The organism is Delftia deserti (assembly GCF_042653485.1).
GTDB lineage: Bacteria > Pseudomonadota > Gammaproteobacteria > Burkholderiales > Burkholderiaceae_C > Comamonas > Comamonas acidovorans.
This window is the reverse complement of the sequence record NZ_JBHSIH010000001.1, coordinates 3,769,486-3,788,419: the sequence shown is the minus strand read 5'-3', so window position 1 is coordinate 3,788,419 and position 18,934 is coordinate 3,769,486. Positions and strand designations below refer to the sequence as shown.

Genomic DNA, 18,934 nt, shown 5'->3' with positions numbered 1-18,934 from the left:
TGGACATGCTGGATCTGAAGGCACTGCGGTGCTTCGTCGTCGTGGCCGAGCGGCTCAGCGTTTCCCGGGCCGCACCAGTGCTGCACATCAGCCAGTCGGCACTGTCGCGCCAGATACAGGGGCTCGAAGAAGTGCTCGGCGTGTCGCTGTTCGACCGGATCGGCAAGCGGCTGGTATTGACGGCCGAGGGCGATGACCTGCTGCCGCGTGCTGCCAGCCTGGTCGATCAGGCCCTGGACCTGTCCACTCGCCTGCGGTCCATGGCGCGCGGCGAAGCGGGGCTGCTGAGGATAGGTGCGACGCCGCAGACGATCGAAGGCCTGCTCTCGCCGGTCCTGGTGTCCCTGCGGGCCAGGTACCCGGCCATAGAGACATCACTGGTCGAAGGATCGAACGACTTTCTTCTGGAGCAGTTGCAGACGGGCGCGGCCCACGTGGCCATCGCCGCGCTGCCGCAGCAGCATTCGTTCGAGAGCCAGGCGCTGTTCATGGGCTACCTGCACGCCGTCGTCCCCGAGTGCCAGACCTTCACCAGCGGCAAGAGCGCCGAGGTCGGCGCCCTCGCCGACCAGCCCCTGCTGCTGCTGCGCAAAGGCTTCATGACGCGCAAGGTGTTCGACCGTGCCTGCGCGCAGGCGGGCATGCGCCCGCGCGTCATCCTGGAAAGCGACAGCACCCAGACCCTGCTGGCGCTGGCCAATGCCGGCTACGGCATTGCCATCGTCTCTTCCGCGGCTCTGCGCCACCGCCTGGCCATGGAAGGCAGCCGCCTTGTCGCGCTGACGCTGGACGGCCAGGCGCTGGGCCAGATGATCTCGGCGGTCTGGGACCCCGCGCGTGCGCGGTCCGCTGTTCTTGAGCCGTTTCTGAGGGAGCTGGCGGAGCATGCTGTGCCGGGGATCAGTTGTTGCCGTTCAGGCAGCCCGCCAGTACTGCCATAGAGCAAGCGGCGGCCTGAGTTGCGGACGTTTTGACCCATCCTCAGGCTTGAGCGCGTCGCTGGTCGGTTGCCAGGAACATGGCGCCCCAAGGATCAATGCCAACGCGGCGCGGCTCGAAGAACGCTCCACGCCCTGCACCTTCCAGCCGCAGCAGTGCTCGGCATGCAGGCCGGTAGGCCTGCCGTCGCCCTCCACGCCCAGCGCCTGGGTATCACACGTCGATATTCCCGGCCCGCAGCGCATTCGCCTCGATGAAGTCCCGGCGCGGCTCCACTTCGTCGCCCATGAGCATGGTGAACACGCGGTCGGCCTCGATGGCGTCGCCGATCTGCACCTGCAGCAGGCTGCGCACGGTGGGGTCCATGGTGGTTTCCCACAGCTGCTCGGGGTTCATTTCGCCCAGGCCCTTGTAGCGCTGGCGGGCCGTGGTGCGTTCGGCTTCGTGCAGCAGCCATTGCATGGCCTGGCGGAAGTCGCCGGCCTTGTCGCTCTTGGCCTTTTCGCCCTCGCCACGCGTGACCTTGGCGCCTTCGCCCAGCAGGCCGTTGAAGTTCTGGGCTTCGTCGGCCAGCGCGGCGTAGTCGTGGCTGCGCACGAACTCCTGGGTGAGGATGGAGCTCTTGATGTTGCCGTGGTGATGGCGGCTGATGCGCAGCACGGGCTTTTCGGAGACCGGATCGATTTCGGCCGTGACCTCGGCGGGCACGCCCGTGGTGGTCAACTCGCGCAGCTTGGCCTCCAGGATGGGGGCGCAGGCCTGGGCCGCCTCGATGCTGTCCAGCGTGATCTGCACGCCGTCGGCGATGGCGCGCAGGGCCTCGGCATCCATGAAGTTGGACAGGCGGTCGATGACGGTCTCGGCGGCCAGGTGCATGTTGGCCAGCTTGGCCAGTTCCTCTCCGTCCAGCGTGCGCGGGTTGGCACCGCCGGTGCTGACGCTGGCGTTCATCAGCGCGATGCGCAGCAGGTACTGGTTGAGCGCGGGGCCGTCCTTGATGTACAGCTCTTCCTTGCCGTTCTTGACCTTGTACAGCGGCGGCTGGGCGATGTAGATGTGGCCGCGCTCGACCAGGTCCGGCATCTGGCGGTAGAAGAAGGTCAGCAGCAGGGTGCGGATGTGGGCGCCGTCCACGTCCGCGTCGGTCATGATGATGATGCGGTGGTAGCGCAGCTTGTTGGGGTCGAAGTCGTCGCTGCCGCTCTTGCCCGATTCGGCCGTGGCCTTGCCGATGCCGGTGCCCAGGGCCGTGATCAGGGTGACGATTTCGTTGCTGGTCAGCAGCTTTTCGTAGCGGGCCTTTTCCACGTTCAGGATCTTGCCGCGCAGCGGCAGGATGGCCTGGAACTTGCGGTCGCGCCCTTGCTTGGCCGAGCCGCCGGCGGAGTCACCCTCGACGATGTAGATCTCGCACAGCGCCGGGTCCTTTTCCTGGCAGTCGGCCAGCTTGCCGGGCAGGCCCATGCCGTCGAGCACGCCCTTGCGGCGCGTCATCTCGCGGGCCTTGCGCGCGGCCTCGCGGGCACGCGCGGCATCGACGATCTTGCTGCACAGGATCTTGGCGTCGTTGGGCTTTTCCTCCAGGTAGTCGGTCAGCGCCTTGGCGACGATGTCCTCCACGGGCGCGCGCACTTCGCTGGAGACCAGCTTGTCCTTGGTCTGGCTGCTGAACTTGGGCTCGGGCACCTTCACGGAGAGCACGCAGCACAGGCCTTCGCGCATGTCGTCGCCGCTGACCTCGACCTTGGCCTTCTTGGCCAGTTCGTTCTGCTCGATGTACTTGCCGATGACGCGCGTCATGGCGGCGCGCAGGCCCGTCAGGTGGGTGCCGCCGTCGCGCTGCGGGATGTTGTTGGTGAAGCACAGCACCTGTTCGGCATAGCTGTCGTTCCACTGCATGGCGACTTCGACGCCGATCTCGGTGCCGGGGATGCCGCCGTAGCTTTCCGCGGGGCGGTTGCCGTTGGCGTGGAAGGCCGTGGGATGCAGCACCTTCTTGTTGGCGTTGATGAACTGCACGAAGCCCATGACGCCACCGGCGCCGGAGAAGTCGTCTTCGCGGCCGTCGCGCTCGTCCTTGAGGCGGATGCGCACGCCGTTGTTCAGGAAGGACAGTTCGCGCAGGCGCTTGGCCAGGATCTCGTAGCGGAACTCATGGTTCTGCGTGAAGATTTCCGTGTCGGGCAGGAAGTGGACCTTGGTGCCGCGCTTGTCGCTCTTGCCGACCACGCGCATGGGAGAGACCTCGACGCCGTCCACGATCTCGATCGGGCGGTTCTGCACGTGGCCGCGCGAGAAGTCGATTTCGTAGACCTCGCCGTCGCGGCGCACGTTGAGCTTGAGCCAGATGGACAGCGCGTTCACGCAGGACACGCCCACGCCGTGCAGGCCGCCCGAGACCTTGTAGCTGTTCTGGTTGAACTTGCCGCCTGCGTGCAGTTCGGTGAGGGCGATCTCGGCCGCCGAGCGCTTGGGCTCGTGCTTGTCGTCCATCTTCACGCGCGTGGGGATGCCGCGGCCGTTGTCGATGACGGACAGGGAGCCATCGGCATGGATGGTGACCAGGATGTCGTCGCAGTAGCCGGCCAGGGCTTCGTCGATGGAGTTGTCCACCACTTCGAAGACCAGGTGGTGCAGGCCCGTGCCATCGGAGGTATCGCCGATGTACATGCCGGGGCGCTTGCGCACGGCCTCCAGGCCTTCGAGGATCTGGATCGCACCTTCGCCATAGCCGCTGGAGTCTGAGCCTTCGGGGGCAATGGTCTGGTTTTCTGGCTTGTTCTCGTCGGTCATGGAAGGCCCTGGGGTAGTTCCGTCGGAAGCTGTCGCTTCGCTTGAAAATGTTCGATTCGGCCGCTGGCGCGGTGCGTAGGGACGCGCGCTGCGGGCTACGAGTCGGGTAGGGTGGTTGCGCACCTTGCACCGGCTTGTGCCACCGGGCGGCGGGTGCAGGGGCTGCGCAATGTGTCAGGCATCGGTGTCGTGTGGCGCGCGGTCAGATGCGCATGGGCATCACGACGTACTTGAAGCTGTCGTTCTCGGGGATGGTCAGCAGGGCCGAGCTGTTGCCGTCCTGCAGGTCGATCCTGATCATGTCCTGGCTCATGTTGGACAGGGCGTCGATCAGGTAGGTGACGTTGAAGCCGATCTCGATGGTGTCGCCACCGTAGTCGATGTCCAGCTCGTCCATGGCCTCTTCCTGCTCGGCGTTGTTGGAGGCCACGCGCAAGGTGCCGGGCTCCACCGTCAGGCGCACGCCCTTGAACTTGTCGCTGGTCATGATGGCCGTGCGCTGCAGGCTGGCCAGCAGCGGGGCGCGGCCCAGGGTCACGCTGTTGGTGTGGTTGCGCGGGATGACACGGTTGTAGTCGGGGAACTTGCCCTCGACCAGCTTGGTCACGAACTCCATGCCGCCAAAGGTGAACTTGGCCTGGTTGTTGGCGAACTGCATCTCGATGTGGGGCTGGTTCTCGCCGCCGGCATCCGACAGCAGGCGCTGCAGCTCCAGCACGGTCTTGCGCGGCAGGATCACTTCCTGCTTGGGCACTTCCACGTCCAGCTGGCTGCTTGCGAACGCCAGGCGGTGGCCGTCGGTGGCCACCAGGGACAGCTGCTTGCCCTCGGCCACGAACAGGATGCCGTTGAGGTAGTAGCGGATGTCCTGCACGGCCATGGCGAAGGAGACCTGGCCCAGCAGGTCCTTGAGCACCTTCTGCGGCACGCTGAAGGAAGGGCCGAAGGCCGCAGCCTCCTGCACCAGCGGGAAGTCCTCGGCCGGCAGGGTCTGCAGCGTGAAGCGGCTCTTGCCGCCCTTGAGCACCATCTTGGCCTGCTGGGTCTCCAGGCTCACGGTCTGGTCGCCGGGCATGGTCTTGAGGATGTCGATCAGCTTGCGCGCGCCCACGGTGGTGGTGAAGTCGCCGGTGTCGCCGCCGAGCTCGGCGGTGGTGCGGATCTGGATTTCCAGGTCGCTGGTGGTCAGCTGCAATGCGTTGCCGGTCTTCTTGATCAGCACGTTGGCCAGGATGGGCAGCGTGTGGCGGCGTTCGACGATGCCGGACACCGATTGCAGGACCGCGAGAACTTTGTCTTGTGTGGCTTTCAGGACGATCATGTCAACCTCTGATTTAAGGATGCGGGTCTCGGTAGGAGCGGCGGCTCACAAATGAGCCCCCTCTTGCCGCTCGAATCCCCCATTTTGCCGCGTACATACGACCTGAACGGGGGAGTTTTCATCAACCTTTGAGAGTTTGCTCCAGCACGTGCAGCTGCTGGTTCAGCTCGGTCAGTTGCTGGCGTTCGCCGGCGATCTTGCGCACCGCGTGCAGCACGGTGGTGTGGTCGCGCCCGCCGAACAGCTCGCCGATCTCGGGCAGGCTCTTCTGGGTCAATTCCTTGGCCAGGTACATGGCAATCTGGCGCGGCCGTGCGATGCTGGCCGGGCGCTTCTTGCTGTACATGTCGGCCACCTTGATCTTGTAGTAATCGGCCACCGTCTTCTGGATGTTCTCCACACTGATCTGGCGGTTCTGGATGGACAGCAGATCACGCAGGGCCTCGCGGGCCAGCTGGATGGAGACTTCCTTCTGGTTGAAGCGCGAATAGGCCAGGATCTTGCGCAGCGCGCCTTCGAGCTCGCGCACGTTGGAGCGCACGTTCTTGGCCACGAAGAAGGCGACTTCCTCGGGCATCTCGGCGTTCTCGGCGCGGGCCTTGTTGATCAGGATGGCCACGCGCATCTCCAGCTCGGGCGGCTCGATGGCCACCGTCAGCCCGGAGTCGAAGCGCGATACCAGCCGCTCGTGGATGTTCGCCAGACCCTTGGGATAGGTGTCCGAGGTCATCACGATGTGGCTCTTCTTGGCCAGCAGCGCCTCGAAGGCGTTGAAGAACTCCTCCTGCGTGCGGTCCTTGTTGGCGAAGAACTGCACGTCGTCGATCAGCAGCAGATCCAGCGAGTGGTAGCGCTCCTTGAATTCGTCAAAGGTGCGGCGCTGGTAGGCCTTGACCACATCCGAGACGAACTGCTCGGCATGGATGTAGAGAACTTTGGCGTCGGGCTTGTCGGCCAGCAGCTTGTTGCCCACGGCATGCACCAGGTGGGTCTTGCCCAGGCCCACGCCGCCGTAGATGAACAGCGGGTTGTACAGGTGTCCGGGCGAGCCCGCCACATGCATGGCGGCCGAGCGTGCCATGCGGTTGGCCGTACCTTCCACCAGGGTCTCGAAGGTCAGCGCGGCGTTCAGGCGCGTGCGAAAGACGGGCGCTGCCGCGTCTTCGCTGGTGACCGTGGGCACCGAGGTGACAATGGTTTCCGGCGGGGCCGAGCGCTCGCTGGTGGAGGGGCGGACGTAAGTCCGCACAACGCTTTCCCGCTGAGCGAGTGCCAACTCAAGCGTCACCGGCTGGCCATAGAGCGACTCCAGCATGGCCGAGATGCGGCCTGCATATTGGGCGCGGATCCAGTCGAGCTTGAAGCGGTTGGCCACGTAGACGGTGACTTTGGAGAAGTCTTCGGCGACGTGCGCGGTCAGGGGCTTGATCCAGGTGTTGAACTGCTGTTCGGGCATTTCCTGCCCCAGTTGCTCAACGCAGACTTGCCACAGGCCCTGGCCTGCATCGTTCGTAGGTTCCTCTGTCATTGTCGAAGTCTAGTTGTGGATAGGAGGAACTGTTGCGAGGCTGCCATTGTAGCTTTTGCGGAAGTTATCCACAAAATATCAGGAGCTTGTCCTCTGCCTTGTCGCAAAATGGGCAGGCATCCTTCGGGTTCGAAGGGCATTGCATCAAGCGGGCAACGCTGTGATAATCGCGGGTTTCCCTGAATGTGTTCAGGGTGATATGTCCCGCCCGTCTGCATCGGGTCTGCATGCTGCCGCTGGCGGCCTTGGGCGAAACCTCTCGGGGTTGCGCCTTGGGCTGCACATGGCAAGTGCATCGTGCAGATTTTTGGCAGGTGGCCTGGCGGTTTGCCTTTGTGGCGGCTGCTGGCTGCACTGCGTGTAGCGTGCCGGATACGGGACCGGTGCAAAACTGAACCTTCTCTAGGAACCAACATGAAACGTACTTACCAACCCTCCAAGACCCGTCGCGCCCGCACCCACGGCTTTCTGGTCCGCATGAAGACCAAGGGCGGCCGCGCCGTGATCAACGCTCGCCGCGCCAAGGGCCGCAAGCGTCTGGCCGTCTAAGGCCAGCCATTGCTGGGCGGTTTGCTCGCTGCACTGAACCCCTGAACGGGGTGCTGGCATGCAACGGCTGAAAACACGTCCGCAGTTTCAGGCCGCCATGGCTGCCGGTACGGTATCGCGTACCGCGCATTTCGCCCTGCACCGTCTCGTTCTGACGGAGCAGGGCGGCGCCATGGCGCCACCGGCAGGGCCCGGGTCGCAAGACCCGCAGGCCCTGTTCGGCGTTGGCGCCGTGCGCCAGGATGCCTGGCTGGGCGCCATGGTGCCCAAGCGCTGGGCGCGCCGCTCGGTGACGCGACACACCATCAAGCGGCAGATCTATGCCGTGGGCAGCGAGCATGAGAACCTGATGCTCCAAGGCGCCCATGTGGTGCGGCTGCGCTCGGGCTTTGACCGGCGCCAGTTCGTGAGCGCCACTTCTGATGTGCTCCGGCAGGCCGTGCGCGCCGAGCTGCAGCAGTTGTTCGCCTATGCCGCGAAACGCCTGTCGCAGCCTGCGCCCGGGCTGCCGCAGCCCGCACAGGAACGCGCCGCAGCCGCTGGCGAGAGCATCGGGGTCGCGCCATGATGCAGCGGCTGCTGATGGCGCTGGTGCGCGGCTATCGGCTGATGCTCAGTCCCTGGCTGGGCTCGGCCTGCCGCTTCACTCCCACCTGCTCGGCCTATTCCCTTGAAGCGTTGGAGCAACACGGCGCTGCGGTAGGCTCCTACCTGACGCTGCGCCGCCTGGCGCGCTGTCATCCGTGGTGTGACGGGGGGGCATGACCCTGTGCCAGAGCAAAAGCCCAGGCTGTTCACCAGCCTGACGGCTGCGCCCGAAAACACCCAACCTTCCTCACCTAAGAAGTCTTCATGAACGATATTCGCCGCACCATCCTGTGGGTGATATTTGGCTTTTCGCTGGTCTTGCTATGGGACAAATGGCAAGTGCACAGCGGCAAGAAGGCCACTTTCTTCCCCGCGCCTGCCGTCGCCACGGCCCCGGCACCTGAAACGGGCAAGGCGCCCGGCGATGCCAGCGTGCCCTCGGCGGCGGCTGCGGCAACGGCCGGTGCCGGCGAGGTGCCTGGCGGTGCTGCCGCCGCGCCCGAGGCAGCCCCGCGCCAGAACGTCACGATCAGCACCGACGTTCTGCGCCTGACCTTCGACAGCCAGGGCGGCACGCTGCGCCATGCCGAGTTGCTGAAATACGCCGACTCCGCCCACAAGGACAAGCCGGTCGTGCTGTTCGACGAGAGCGTGCACCGCGTGTACCTGGGCCAGTCGGGCCTGATCGGCGGTGGTTTCCCCACGCACAAGACGACCATGACCGCGCTGCCCGGCGCACGCGAGCTCAAGGACGGCGAGGACCAGATGGAGCTGCGCTTCGAGTCGCCCGACATGGGTGGCGTGAAGCTGGTCAAGATCTGGACGCTCAAGCGCGGCGCCTATGACATCGGCGTGCGCCATGAAGTGGTGAACACCGGCACGGCCGCCGTGAGCCCGCAGCTGTACCTGCAGCTGGTGCGCGACGGCAACAAGCCTGAGGGCGAAGAGTCCACCATGTACTCCACCTTCACCGGTCCGGCCGTCTACACCGACGAGAAGAAGTACCAGAAGGTCGAGTTCAAGGACATCGAGAGCGGCAAGGCCAGTGTCGAGAAGTCTTCCTCGGGCGGCTACGTGGCCATGGTCCAGCATTACTTCGCCAGCGCCTGGCTGCTGGCCGAGGGCGTCCAGCGCGAGAACTTCCTGCGCAAGGTGGACAACAACCTCTACGCCGTCGGCATGATCACGCCCGTGGGCACCATCGAGCCCGGCCAGAGCAAGAGCGTGGAAGCGCGCCTGTTCGCCGGTCCCCAGATCGAAAAGCGCCTGGAATCGCTGGCGCCCGGGCTGGAGCTGGTCAAGGACTATGGCTGGCTGACCATCCTGGCCAAGCCGCTGTACTGGCTGCTGGACAAGCTGCACGGCTTCCTGGGCAACTGGGGCTGGTCCATCGTGGCCCTGGTGCTGCTGCTGAAGATCGCCTTCTACTGGCTCAATGCCAAGGCCTACTCCTCGATGGCCAAGATGAAGGCCATCAACCCGCGCATCATGGAAATGCGTGAGCGCCTCAAGGACAAGCCCCAGCAGATGCAGCAGGAGATGATGCGCATCTACCGCGAGGAAAAGGTCAACCCCATGGGCGGCTGCCTGCCCATCATCATCCAGATCCCGGTGTTCATCGCGCTGTACTGGGTGCTGCTGTCCAGCGTGGAAATCCGCAACGCGCCGTGGATCGGCTGGATCACCGACCTGTCGGCCAAGGACCCGCTGTTCATCCTGCCCGTGCTGATGACCCTGTCCTCGCTGCTGCAGACCGCGCTGAACCCCGCTCCGCCGGACCCGATGCAGGCCAAGATGATGTGGATCATGCCCCTGGTCTTCAGCGTGATGTTCTTCTTCTTCCCGGCCGGCCTGGTGCTGTACTGGCTGACGAACAACATCCTGTCCATCGCCCAGCAGTGGATCATCAACACCCGCATGGGCGTGCCGCCGCAGTTCAACCTGCCCAAATTCGGCAAGTCCACGCCAGCCAAGTAAGCCTGCACAGGCCCTGGCTCCAAAGCCCGCTTCGGCGGGCTTTTTCATGGGCGGCCTATCATCGGCGGCCTGAAATCCCTCCCAAGAAAGCTCCATCCATGCTGCCCCGCCACAACGACCCCATCGCCGCCATCGCCACCGCCCCGGGGCGGGGTGCCGTGGGCATCGTGCGTGTGTCCGGCAAGGGCGTGGCGCCGCTGGTGCGGGCGCTGTGCGGGCGCGACCTCAAGCCGCGCGAGGCCACCTATCTGCCGTTTCGCGATGCCCAGGGCGGCCCCATCGACCACGGCCTGGCCCTGTTCTTCCCGGCGCCGCACAGCTATACCGGCGAGGATGTGCTGGAGTTGCAGGCCCACGGCGGCCCCGTCGTTCTGCAACTGCTGCTGGCGCGCTGCCTGGAGGCTGCGCAAGCCTCGGCAGAAGGCCATCGCAGCGTGCTGCCTGGCCTGCGCCTGGCCCAGCCAGGTGAATTCACCGAGCGTGCCTTTCTCAACGACAAGATCGACCTGGCCCAGGCCGAGGCCATTGCCGACCTGATCGACGCCAGCACCGAGGCGGCCGCGCGCAGTGCGAGCCGTTCGCTGTCGGGCGCTTTTTCCGAGGAAATCCATGGCCTGCGCGACGCGCTGGTGCACCTGCGCATGCTGGTCGAGGCCACGCTGGACTTTCCCGAGGAAGAGATCGACTTCCTGCAAAAGGCCGATGCCAGCGGCCAGCTCACGCGGCTGCGCGGCAAGCTGGACCAGGTGCTGTCGCGCGCCCACCAGGGCGCGCTGTTGCGCGAAGGCATCAAGGTCGTGATCGCGGGCCAGCCCAATGCGGGCAAGAGCTCGCTGCTCAACGCGCTGGCCGGAGCGGAGCTGGCCATCGTCACCCCGATTGCCGGCACCACGCGCGACAAGGTGCAGCAGACCATCCAGATCGAGGGCGTGCCGCTGCATGTGATCGACACGGCGGGCCTTCGCGAGAGCAGCGACGAGGTCGAGCGCATCGGCATCGCGCGCGCCTGGGACGAGATCGCCGCGGCCGATGCCGTGCTCTTCCTGCACGACCTCACACGCATGGGCGAGGGCGACTACCTGGCGGCCGATGCCGCCATTGCCGAAACCCTGGCCCAGAAGCTGCCGCGCCAGGTGCCCGTCATCGATGTCTGGAACAAGACCGATCGCGCGGAACCTGCCCGGATGCAGGCGCATGGCGGCCGTGAAGGCAGCGTGGCACTGTCGGCACGCACGGGCGAGGGCCTGGATGCCTTGCGCCGGCGCCTGCTCGACGTGGCCGGCTGGCAGTCCGCCCCTGAAGGTCTGTATCTGGCGCGTGCGCGCCATGTGGAGGCACTGCAGGCCGTGGCCGCCCACCTGCAGGAGGCCGAGCTGCAACTGGCGGCCCAGGCCGCCCACCTGGACTTGCTGGCCGAGGAACTGCGCCTGGCCCAGGTCTCGCTGAACTCCATCACCGGGGAATTCAGCTCCGACGATCTGCTGGGCGTGATCTTTTCCAGCTTCTGCATCGGCAAGTGAATGCAGTGCCGGTGCAGCCCGGCACGCTTGCACGGATGGTGATGCAGCGGCAGTATTTATCTTTTGCTACAAAATTTGCCGACGAAAACCCGGGCACCGGCATTGGCGTGTCCGCTGCTGTCGCTTAGCATGCGGCGTGCCGCAGCGACCCTCGTCGCTGCCTGCCGCCGGGCGTAGCCCTGGCGCGGGTGCGCGGCCCCCTTCGAACCGGATCCGCCATGTCTTCTTCCTCCCACAATGATTTGCGGCCACTGGCCCAGGCCATGTCGTCGGCCGTGGCTGTCGATGGTGTGCAGAACGCGCTGACCTTGGAGCAGTGGGATCTGTTGGCGCCTTACCTGATGCCCGTCATGCTGGCTGCAGGCGAGCTGTTGTTTGCCGAAGGTTCGCTGGACCGCAATCTGTACTTCGTGGAGTCCGGCAGCCTCAGCGTGCACTACCAGGATACGAAGGAACGCATCCGCCTGGCCATCGTCGGCCCGGGCTCCATCCTGGGCGAGGGCGCCTTCTTCGCGCACCGCGCGCGCCATGCCACCGTGCAGGCGGCCGCGCCGGGACGGCTGTGGTGCCTGACGGCCATGCGCTTCGCCGAACTCAGCAATCGCCAGCCCGGTGTGGCGCTGGCCCTGGTCATGGCGGCCGGCCAGGTGCTTGCCCGCCGTGCGGTGGACAGCCGCCGCCGGGTGGCCAGCACCTGAACTGCATCCGGACAGCACTTCAGAGGGCTCCCAGCGGGGCCGGGGCAGATTACAGACCGGGCTTTGCTTTGCGACAAATTGATACAGCGGTTTTTGCAACACCTGTGCTCAAAATGTCGCCAAGTTGCAGGCACAATGCCGCGAGTTTGTGACTATTCGTGACAATGAGAGCCCCCATGTCTGTGTTCAACTGGTTTTCCCGCAAGCCTCAGCCAGATCAAGGCCGTGGTTCGCCTGGAGACGATGGCCAGGCCAGTTCCGTGGCACGTCGTGATGCGGGGTCCGGCGGGCGCCGCAGCGAGCGTTCCGAGCGCCGTGAGCAGCTCTACGGTGTGGTGCGCGATGTCATGGTGCGTGCCGGTGTGTTGTCGGCCAGCTACAAGTTCAAGGTGCTCTCGCTGGACAACGTGGGCCAGCGCTTCGTGGTGATGATGGACTTGGCGCGGGCCTATGCCAGCGAAACCGCGCGGCTCAGCGAGATCGAGGCCATGCTGGCCCAGGCCGCCAAGGCCCGCATGGGCGCGGTCGTGACGGCCGTGTACTGGCGGGTCAGCGACCAGAACGCTGCAGCCCAGGCCCAAGCCCAGGTGCATTCCGCGGCGACGCGCGCCCCGCGCCCCGCCTCGCCCATGGCCGTCCCGGTGGCGGCCGCGATGGAAGCAGCAGCGCCACAGCGCCGCAGGCAGGACATGGCGCCGTTCGAGCCCATAGACGATCAGGAAATGGCGGCATTCAAGCTGGCCGTGGCAGCCATGCCCTCGGCGCGCCGTGGCACGGGATCTGCAGCTGCCGTTGGCGTGCGCCGCTCCGGCCCCTTGCTCGGGCCAGGTGCAGGCGATCGCGGTGCGGACTTTCCCAACAGCACGCTGGACCACCTGGACCTGGGTGTCACCCAGTACGGCGAACTGCGCTGATCGGGCCGCTGCCTGGCTCAGTGGCCGGCGAAATCCACCAGCGTGAACAGCGGCAGTCCACTATCGCGCAGCAAGGTGGAGCCGCCCAGCTCGGGCAGATCCACAATGGCCGCGCCCTCGATCACGGTGGCGCCGAGTTTCTCCAGCAATCTCTTGCCGGCCATCATGGTTCCGCCGGTGGCGATCAGGTCGTCGATCAGCAGCACGCGGTCGCCCGCCTTGACGGCGTCGGTGTGCAGCTCCACGGTGGCACTGCCGTACTCGAGTTCATAGGTTTCCTCCACCGTGGTGAAGGGCAGCTTGCCCTTTTTGCGGATGGGCACAAATCCCACACCCAATTCGTGGGCCACCACGGCGCCCAGGATGAAGCCGCGTGCATCGAGCCCGGCCACCACATCGGGGCGCATGCCGCGCTGCATGTAGCGGTGCACGAAGGCGTCGGTCATCACGCGAAACACCTGCGGGTCCTGCAGCAGCGGCGTGATGTCGCGGAACTGCACGCCGGGCGCCGGCCAGTCGGGAACGGTGCGTATGTGGGTGCGCAGGTAGTCGTTGACGCTGGGGGTGGTATGCATGGCGCTGGATCGGGGGCTGGAGAAGACGGGCCAGTGTACCCAGGCGCCTGATGGCGACCGCCGCCGCCGGATGGCCAGACCGCCTAAAATCATCCAGATGAATTCTGATGCTGCCACCCTGGATGCGCTGGACACGCCCCGTGCCCTGCGCCTGGCCCGCGACACCCTGGGCATCGAGGCCGATGCCCTTCAAGCCATGTCGCAGCGCCTCGATGGCGTGTTCGGCGAAGTGGTGCAGCGCATCCTGCGGCTGTCCGGCCGCGTCGTCGTGATGGGCATGGGCAAGAGCGGCCATGTCGGGCGCAAGGTGGCTGCCACCCTGGCTTCCACGGGCACGCCTGCGTTCTTCGTGCATCCGGCCGAGGCCAGCCATGGCGATCTGGGCATGGTGACCGGCATCGACCTGGTGCTGGCGCTGTCCAACAGCGGCGAGGCCGACGAGCTCGCCGCGCTGCTGCCCGCCATCAAGCGCCAGGGCATCGCGCTGGTGGCCATGACCGGCGGCGCGCAATCCACGCTGGCCCGCCATGCCGACTGGGTGCTGGACACCCGTGTCGAGCGCGAGGCCTGCCCCCTGAACCTGGCGCCAACGGCCAGCACCACGGCGCAAATGGCCATGGGCGATGCCCTGGCCGTGGCCTTGCTCGATGCGCGCGGCTTTGGCGCCGAGGACTTTGCGCGCTCCCATCCGGGCGGCGCGCTGGGCCGCAAGCTGCTGACCCATGTGCGCGATGTCATGCGCAGCGGCAACGAGCTGCCGAAGGTCGGGACCGATGCCAGCTTTGTCGAACTGATGCGCGAGATGAGCGCCAAGGGCCTGGGCTGCTCGGCCATCGTCGATGCGGCAGGCGTGCTGCAAGGCATCTTCACCGACGGAGACCTGCGCCGCCGCGTGGAGGCCGGCACCGACCTGCGCGCACTGCAGGCTGGCGATGTCATGCACAAGGGGCCCCGCACCATCGCCGAAGACGCGCTGGCCGTGGACGCCGCCAGCATGATGGAGGAGCACGGCATCACCGCGGTGCTGGTGGCCGATGCGCAGCGCCAGCTGCGCGGCGTGGTCCATATCCGCGACCTGATGCGCGCCAAGGTGATCTGATGGCACGCGCTCCCTTGACGCCCGTGCAGAACTGGGACGCACAACTGCTGCTGCTGGCACAGGATGTGCGGGTGGCCTTCTTCGATGTCGATGGCGTGCTCACCGATGGCGGCCTGCTGTTCTCTGGCGAGGGCGAGGTGCTCAAGCGCTTCAACACGCTGGACGGCCATGGCCTGAAACTGCTGCAAAAGGCCGGCATCACGCCCGCCGTGGTGACGGGCCGCGACTCGCCGGCCCTGCGCCTGCGGTTGAGCAATCTGGGCGTCACGCATGCGCGCTTTGGCACGGAAGACAAGGTGCCTGCCGCCGAGGCCATTCTGGGCGAGCTGGGCCTGCAGTGGCACCAGGCGGCAGCCATGGGCGACGACTGGCCCGACCTGCCCGTGATGCGGCGCTGCGCCTTTGCCTGCGCGCCGGCCAACGCCCATGACGAGGTGCTGGCCGTGGCCGACTGGATCACGCCGCGCAGCGGTGGTGAAGGGGCGGTGCGCCAGCTGTGCGACCTGCTGCTGGCCGCGCGTGGCGCCTATGCCGGGCTGCTGGCGGAATACGCATCATGATCCAGGCCTGGCGCCGCGTCGGTGACCGGCTTTCCCTGTACCTGCCCGTGCTGCTGATGGGCCTGCTGGCGCTGGGCACTTGGTGGCTGGTGCGCAATGCTCCGCAGCCCGTGGCCAGCGGCACCGAAAAGGCCGTGGCGCACGAGCCCGACTACTTCATGAAGGATTTCTCGATCAAGAGCTTCGACGCCACGGGGCGCCTCAAGAGCCAGATCGAGGGCAGCGTGGGCCGCCACTATCCGGATACCGACACCCTCGAAATCGACAATGTGCGCATGTTCGCAGTCTCGCCTGAAGGCCGCATCACGCGCGGCAGCGCCAAGCGGGCGCTGAGCAATGCCGATGGTTCCGAGGTGCAGATGTTCGGCAATGCCGTCGTCACGCGCGAGCCATTTGTGACGGCAGGTAAACAGCCGCAACCGCAGTTGCAATTCCAGGGCGAATTCCTGCACGCCTGGCCCAACGAGGAAAGAGTGAGCTCCAACCAGCCCGTGGTGCTGACCCGTGGCAAGGACCGTTTCACGGCCGACAGCATGCAGTACAGCAACCTGGATCTGGTGATGAAGCTGCAGGGCCGCGTGCGCGGCACCCTGCAGCCGTCCAGGACCCGGTAAGGCGCCAGCGCCAGCGCAGGCCTGCCGATGGAGAACAAGCCATGACGACATCCTCGCGCAGCCCGGCGCCCCTGGCCTTCATCACCGGTGCATCCAGCGGCATAGGCCAGGCCCTGGCCTGGCATGCCTACCAGCAAGGCTGGTCGCTGGCACTGGTTGCGCGGCGTGGCGACGTGATGGCGCAATGGGCTGAGCAGCAGGGCCTGGCAGCGTCGCGCTTTGCCATCTACGAGGCCGATGTGGCCGTGCCCGACAGCATCATCGCTGCCGCCCGGCGCTGCGAGCAGCAGCAGGGCCTGCCCGATGTCGTGATTGCCAATGCCGGCGTCAGCTGGGGCGTGGACACCTCGATGCGCGAGGATATCGACACCATGCAGCAGGTGCTGGCCGTCAACACCATGGGCGTGGCGGCCAGCTTCCATCCCTTTATCGCGCCCATGGTGCGGCGTGGCAGCGGGCAGTTGGTCGGTATCGCCAGTGTGGCCGGGCTGCGCGGCCTGCCGGGACACGGTGCTTATTGCGCCAGCAAGGCTGCAGTCATTGCCTATTGCGAAAGCCTTCGCGGTGAATTGCGCAGTAGTGGCGTAAAAGTCACTACATTGCTTCCTGGTTATGTGGATACACCCCTCACACGCGGTAACCGGTATGGCATGCCATTCCTATTGCAGCCCCATGAGTTTGCGGCGAGGGCCTGGAGCTCCATTGATGCCGGGCGCAGCCTGGCCATCATCCCCTGGCAAATGGCATGGGTCGGACGTTTGATGAAAATTCTGCCCAACCCCTTGTTTGACCGGCTGCTTGTAGGACGAAAGCGCAAACATCGTCATTCTAAAAATCCCTGAAGTTCATCGTGCCCGGGGAATATGTTTATGCATAAACTTGCACTCGCAAAAAGGCTCCCTGAAGGAGCCTTTTCTTGTTTGGGGGAGCATGGAGACCGGGGGCCTCATTCTCCGTTGTTATTGTTGTTTCCCCAGCCGCCGCCACGGCCGCCATTGCGGGGGCCGGAGCCATAGGGACTGCGGAAACCACCATCGCCACGGCCGCCGTAGCCGCCGCCTCCACCGCCGTCACCACGGCCATAGCCACCGCCGCCGCCGCCATCGCTGCGTCCGTAGCCTCCGCCATCACCGCGGCCACCGCCACCGTAGCCACCGCCGCCGCCATCACCACGGCCATAGCCGCCGCCACCAAAGCCGCCCGAGCGCGGTGGACGAGGCTCCATGGGGCGCGCTTCGTTCACCACGAGGCTGCGCCCGCCCAATGGTTGGCCATTCATGCCCTGAACGGCTGCCTGTGCCTCGGCATCGCTGCCCATTTCGACAAACCCGAATCCCTTGGAGCGGCCTGTGTCGCGTTCCATCATGACCCGGGCGCTGGTGACAGCGCCGAACTGGCTGAATGCCTGCTCCAAGTCGTTGTCACGCACACCATAGGGAAGGTTGCCGACGTAAAGCTTATTGCCCATCAAAAACTCCTCAACTCCTCAATGCTCACTGGTTTGCGCTCGGCTTCAGGACGCACAGACATCAGGTTCTTTGTATACAAGAGCCTGTCCAACCTTCCTAAACACATAGCGTTCGAACGGGTCTGCCCGAAACCAAATTATGAAGCACAAAAATCAAAAAGATAAATGCTCGAAAACACAAGCTGATAACGTTTGGCAACAAAAAAGGGGCCCGAAGGCCCCATTTTTTTGCTAACGCAAGCTCTAAGCGAGTGCTTAGTAGCTGTTGCGACGGCCGCCGCCACCGCCGTAGCCGCCATCACGGTTGCCGCCGCCGAAGCCGCCGCCACCGCCGCCACCACCAAAGCCGCCGCCGAAGCCGCCGCTACGGGGAGCGCGGGGCTCCATCGGACGGGCTTCGTTGACCACCAGGTCACGGCCGCCGCGGTTTTGGCCGTGCAGGCCTTGGATAGCAGCTTGTGCTTCGGCATCGCTGCCCATTTCGACGAAGCCGAAACCCTTGGAACGGCCGGTGTCGCGCTCCATCATCACTTTGGCGCTGTTGACGGCGCCGAATTCGCTGAAGGCTTGCTCCAGATCGCTGTCACGGAAGGTGTACGGCAGGTTGCCGACGTAAAGCTTGTTGCCCATGGAGGACTCCTGAAAAAACTGGAAAACGCGATGGAGCCCTAGGGAGTCAACACGGGATGACAACGTTAGAGACGCAAACGCACTCGCCCTCATTGAGCCGAAGCCCGAACGAAAGCCTGCCCATTATGTGGCAGAAGTTTTCGCACGTTATTACTGTTTCGCAAAAATTCGTCGTGCCCGCCACAGAATGCCCCTGGGAGTAACCCTGAAATTGCGGCAACGCATAAGCAAGTGCCGTGGCGGCAGTGGTGGCCGGCATGCGGATCGGGGTGCTGCTATGATCGCTGGCTCAGTCTTTGGGGAGTAGATCGTTCGGCTCAGCAGCCGGATGCATGCGTCAACAAACTTGGGCCTTCGCTGGCCTATGGCGCATGCGGCGCGCAGTGCAATGCTGCGTGTGACCGGTCGAGACCATTGACCGCGCACCGATCCAAAGGCCGGAGTCGGAGCGTGGTCAATGCGTGCTCTATCCGGCCGGATAAATCCCCACACCATGGAAGCCTTCCTGATTTCAACCTCCGTCGTCGCCCTTGCCGAGATGGGGGACAAGACCCAGCTGCTGTCGCTGGTGCTCGCCGCGCGTTTTCGCAAACCCTGGCCCATCGTTGCGGGCATTTTCGTGGCCACGCTGGTCAACCATGCGCTGGCCGGTGCCGTGGGCGCCTGGATCACCAGCTACCTGGGCGAGAACGCCATGCGCTGGATCCTGGGCCTGTCCTTCATCGCCATGGCGATCTGGATGCTGATCCCCGACAAGCTCGACGAGGACGAGGTCTCCGGGCATTCGCGCTGGGGCGTCTTCGGCACCACGCTGGTGGCCTTCTTCCTGGCAGAGATGGGTGACAAGACGCAGATCGCCACCGTGATGCTGGCGGCCAAGTACAACGCCTACCTGTGGGTGGTGGCCGGCACGACGCTGGGGATGATGCTGGCCAACGCGCCTGTGGTGTGGCTGGGCGACAAGCTGGTCAAGCGCGTGCCCATACGCCTGGTGCATGTGGTGTCGGCCGTGATCTTCCTGGTGCTGGGCGTGCTGGCCCTGTTCCTTCCGGGGACGGGTGTTTTGGCATAATGAGCCTTCATGCGCCGATTTGCTTCTGCTTGCGGGCGCTTTATAAATCCTGCTAAAGACGACACCAGAGAACCCGGCCTCGTTTTTAG

The 18,934-nt window shown here is 65.2% G+C and carries 18 protein-coding genes and 1 pseudogene; 13 read left to right on the top strand and 6 right to left on the bottom strand.

What is annotated here, in order from left to right; translation table 11 throughout:
* Positions 1-5: 5 nt before the first annotated feature.
* Positions 6-941 (top strand): LysR family transcriptional regulator, encoded by a 936-nt coding sequence (locus tag ACFPFG_RS18220; RefSeq protein WP_380107700.1) that lies wholly within the window; start codon positions 6-8, stop codon positions 939-941.
* 211 nt (positions 942-1,152) lie between these two features.
* Here the strand turns inward: ACFPFG_RS18220 and gyrB are convergent, their stop codons facing one another.
* The 3 genes from gyrB to dnaA all read right to left on the bottom strand — a co-directional run bounded on the left by gyrB (position 1,153) and on the right by dnaA (position 6,581).
* Entirely contained in the window at positions 1,153-3,732 is a 2,580-nt protein-coding gene (gene gyrB / locus ACFPFG_RS18215; protein WP_183018743.1) for a DNA topoisomerase (ATP-hydrolyzing) subunit B, read from the bottom strand.
* 202 nt (positions 3,733-3,934) lie between these two features.
* Entirely contained in the window at positions 3,935-5,053 is a 1,119-nt protein-coding gene (gene dnaN / locus ACFPFG_RS18210) for a DNA polymerase III subunit beta (protein WP_012201942.1), read from the bottom strand.
* 121 nt (positions 5,054-5,174) lie between these two features.
* Positions 5,175-6,581: a chromosomal replication initiator protein DnaA gene (dnaA, locus tag ACFPFG_RS18205; protein WP_088166400.1), complete on the bottom strand. Its 1,407-nt coding sequence runs from the start codon at positions 6,579-6,581 to the stop codon at positions 5,175-5,177.
* Positions 6,582-6,995: 414 nt separating this feature from the next.
* Between dnaA and rpmH the strand changes: the two genes are divergently transcribed.
* The 7 genes and pseudogenes from rpmH to ACFPFG_RS18170 all read left to right on the top strand — a co-directional run bounded on the left by rpmH (position 6,996) and on the right by ACFPFG_RS18170 (position 12,827).
* Complete coding sequence (gene rpmH, locus ACFPFG_RS18200) at positions 6,996-7,130, top strand: 50S ribosomal protein L34 (protein ID WP_012207856.1); 135 nt, start codon at positions 6,996-6,998, stop codon at positions 7,128-7,130.
* 58 nt (positions 7,131-7,188) lie between these two features.
* Positions 7,189-7,698 carry a ribonuclease P protein component gene (locus tag ACFPFG_RS18195; RefSeq protein WP_183018744.1) on the top strand — a complete coding sequence of 170 codons (510 nt, stop codon included), beginning with the start codon at positions 7,189-7,191 and terminating at the stop codon, positions 7,696-7,698.
* Positions 7,695-7,986: pseudogene (gene yidD / locus ACFPFG_RS18190) on the top strand (membrane protein insertion efficiency factor YidD). Before ACFPFG_RS18195 ends, yidD begins: the two are co-directional and overlap by 4 nt.
* Entirely contained in the window at positions 7,983-9,695 is a 1,713-nt protein-coding gene (gene yidC, locus ACFPFG_RS18185; protein WP_183018746.1) for a membrane protein insertase YidC, read from the top strand. The pseudogene yidD and the gene yidC overlap by 4 nt, the downstream one beginning before the upstream one ends.
* Before the next feature lie 98 nt (positions 9,696-9,793).
* Positions 9,794-11,215: a tRNA uridine-5-carboxymethylaminomethyl(34) synthesis GTPase MnmE gene (gene mnmE / locus ACFPFG_RS18180; protein ID WP_380107695.1), complete on the top strand. Its 1,422-nt coding sequence runs from the start codon at positions 9,794-9,796 to the stop codon at positions 11,213-11,215.
* Positions 11,216-11,433: 218 nt separating this feature from the next.
* Positions 11,434-11,913: a Crp/Fnr family transcriptional regulator gene (locus ACFPFG_RS18175; RefSeq protein WP_183018748.1), complete on the top strand. Its 480-nt coding sequence runs from the start codon at positions 11,434-11,436 to the stop codon at positions 11,911-11,913.
* A 176-nt stretch (positions 11,914-12,089) separates the two neighbouring features.
* The gene (locus tag ACFPFG_RS18170) at positions 12,090-12,827 is read left to right on the top strand and encodes a hypothetical protein (RefSeq protein ID WP_183018749.1); all 738 of its coding nucleotides are present in this window, start codon (positions 12,090-12,092) and stop codon (positions 12,825-12,827) included.
* 17 nt (positions 12,828-12,844) lie between these two features.
* On the opposite strand, the gene ACFPFG_RS18165 is transcribed toward ACFPFG_RS18170, so the two are convergent.
* Positions 12,845-13,402 (bottom strand): adenine phosphoribosyltransferase, encoded by a 558-nt coding sequence (locus tag ACFPFG_RS18165; RefSeq protein ID WP_012207849.1) that lies wholly within the window; start codon positions 13,400-13,402, stop codon positions 12,845-12,847.
* Between the two features lie 97 nt (positions 13,403-13,499).
* On the opposite strand from ACFPFG_RS18165, the gene ACFPFG_RS18160 reads away from it, so the two are divergent.
* Genes ACFPFG_RS18160 through ACFPFG_RS18145 form a run of 4 tightly spaced genes read left to right on the top strand, consistent with a single transcriptional unit; the run spans position 13,500 to position 16,517 of the window.
* Positions 13,500-14,501, top strand: a complete 1,002-nt coding sequence (locus ACFPFG_RS18160) for a KpsF/GutQ family sugar-phosphate isomerase (RefSeq protein WP_183018750.1) — start codon at positions 13,500-13,502, stop codon at positions 14,499-14,501.
* Positions 14,501-15,061, top strand: coding sequence for a KdsC family phosphatase (locus ACFPFG_RS18155; RefSeq protein ID WP_183018751.1), 561 nt, complete (start codon positions 14,501-14,503; stop codon positions 15,059-15,061). The genes ACFPFG_RS18160 and ACFPFG_RS18155 overlap by 1 nt, the downstream gene beginning before the upstream one ends.
* A complete protein-coding gene (gene lptC, locus ACFPFG_RS18150; RefSeq protein WP_197954169.1) occupies positions 15,058-15,675 on the top strand; it encodes an LPS export ABC transporter periplasmic protein LptC in 618 nt (205 codons plus the stop codon). Before ACFPFG_RS18155 ends, lptC begins: the two co-directional genes overlap by 4 nt.
* A 41-nt stretch (positions 15,676-15,716) precedes the next feature.
* Complete coding sequence (locus tag ACFPFG_RS18145) at positions 15,717-16,517, top strand: SDR family oxidoreductase (protein WP_380107692.1); 801 nt, start codon at positions 15,717-15,719, stop codon at positions 16,515-16,517.
* Positions 16,518-16,621: 104 nt separating this feature from the next.
* On the opposite strand, the gene ACFPFG_RS18140 is transcribed toward ACFPFG_RS18145, so the two are convergent.
* Positions 16,622-17,143 (bottom strand): RNA recognition motif domain-containing protein, encoded by a 522-nt coding sequence (locus tag ACFPFG_RS18140; protein WP_197954167.1) that lies wholly within the window; start codon positions 17,141-17,143, stop codon positions 16,622-16,624.
* Positions 17,144-17,398: 255 nt separating this feature from the next.
* Positions 17,399-17,773 (bottom strand): RNA recognition motif domain-containing protein, encoded by a 375-nt coding sequence (locus tag ACFPFG_RS18135; RefSeq protein ID WP_012207843.1) that lies wholly within the window; start codon positions 17,771-17,773, stop codon positions 17,399-17,401.
* 493 nt (positions 17,774-18,266) lie between these two features.
* On the opposite strand from ACFPFG_RS18135, the gene ACFPFG_RS18130 reads away from it, so the two are divergent.
* Positions 18,267-18,845 (top strand): TMEM165/GDT1 family protein, encoded by a 579-nt coding sequence (locus ACFPFG_RS18130; protein WP_034397481.1) that lies wholly within the window; start codon positions 18,267-18,269, stop codon positions 18,843-18,845.
* Positions 18,846-18,934: the final 89 nt, after the last annotated feature.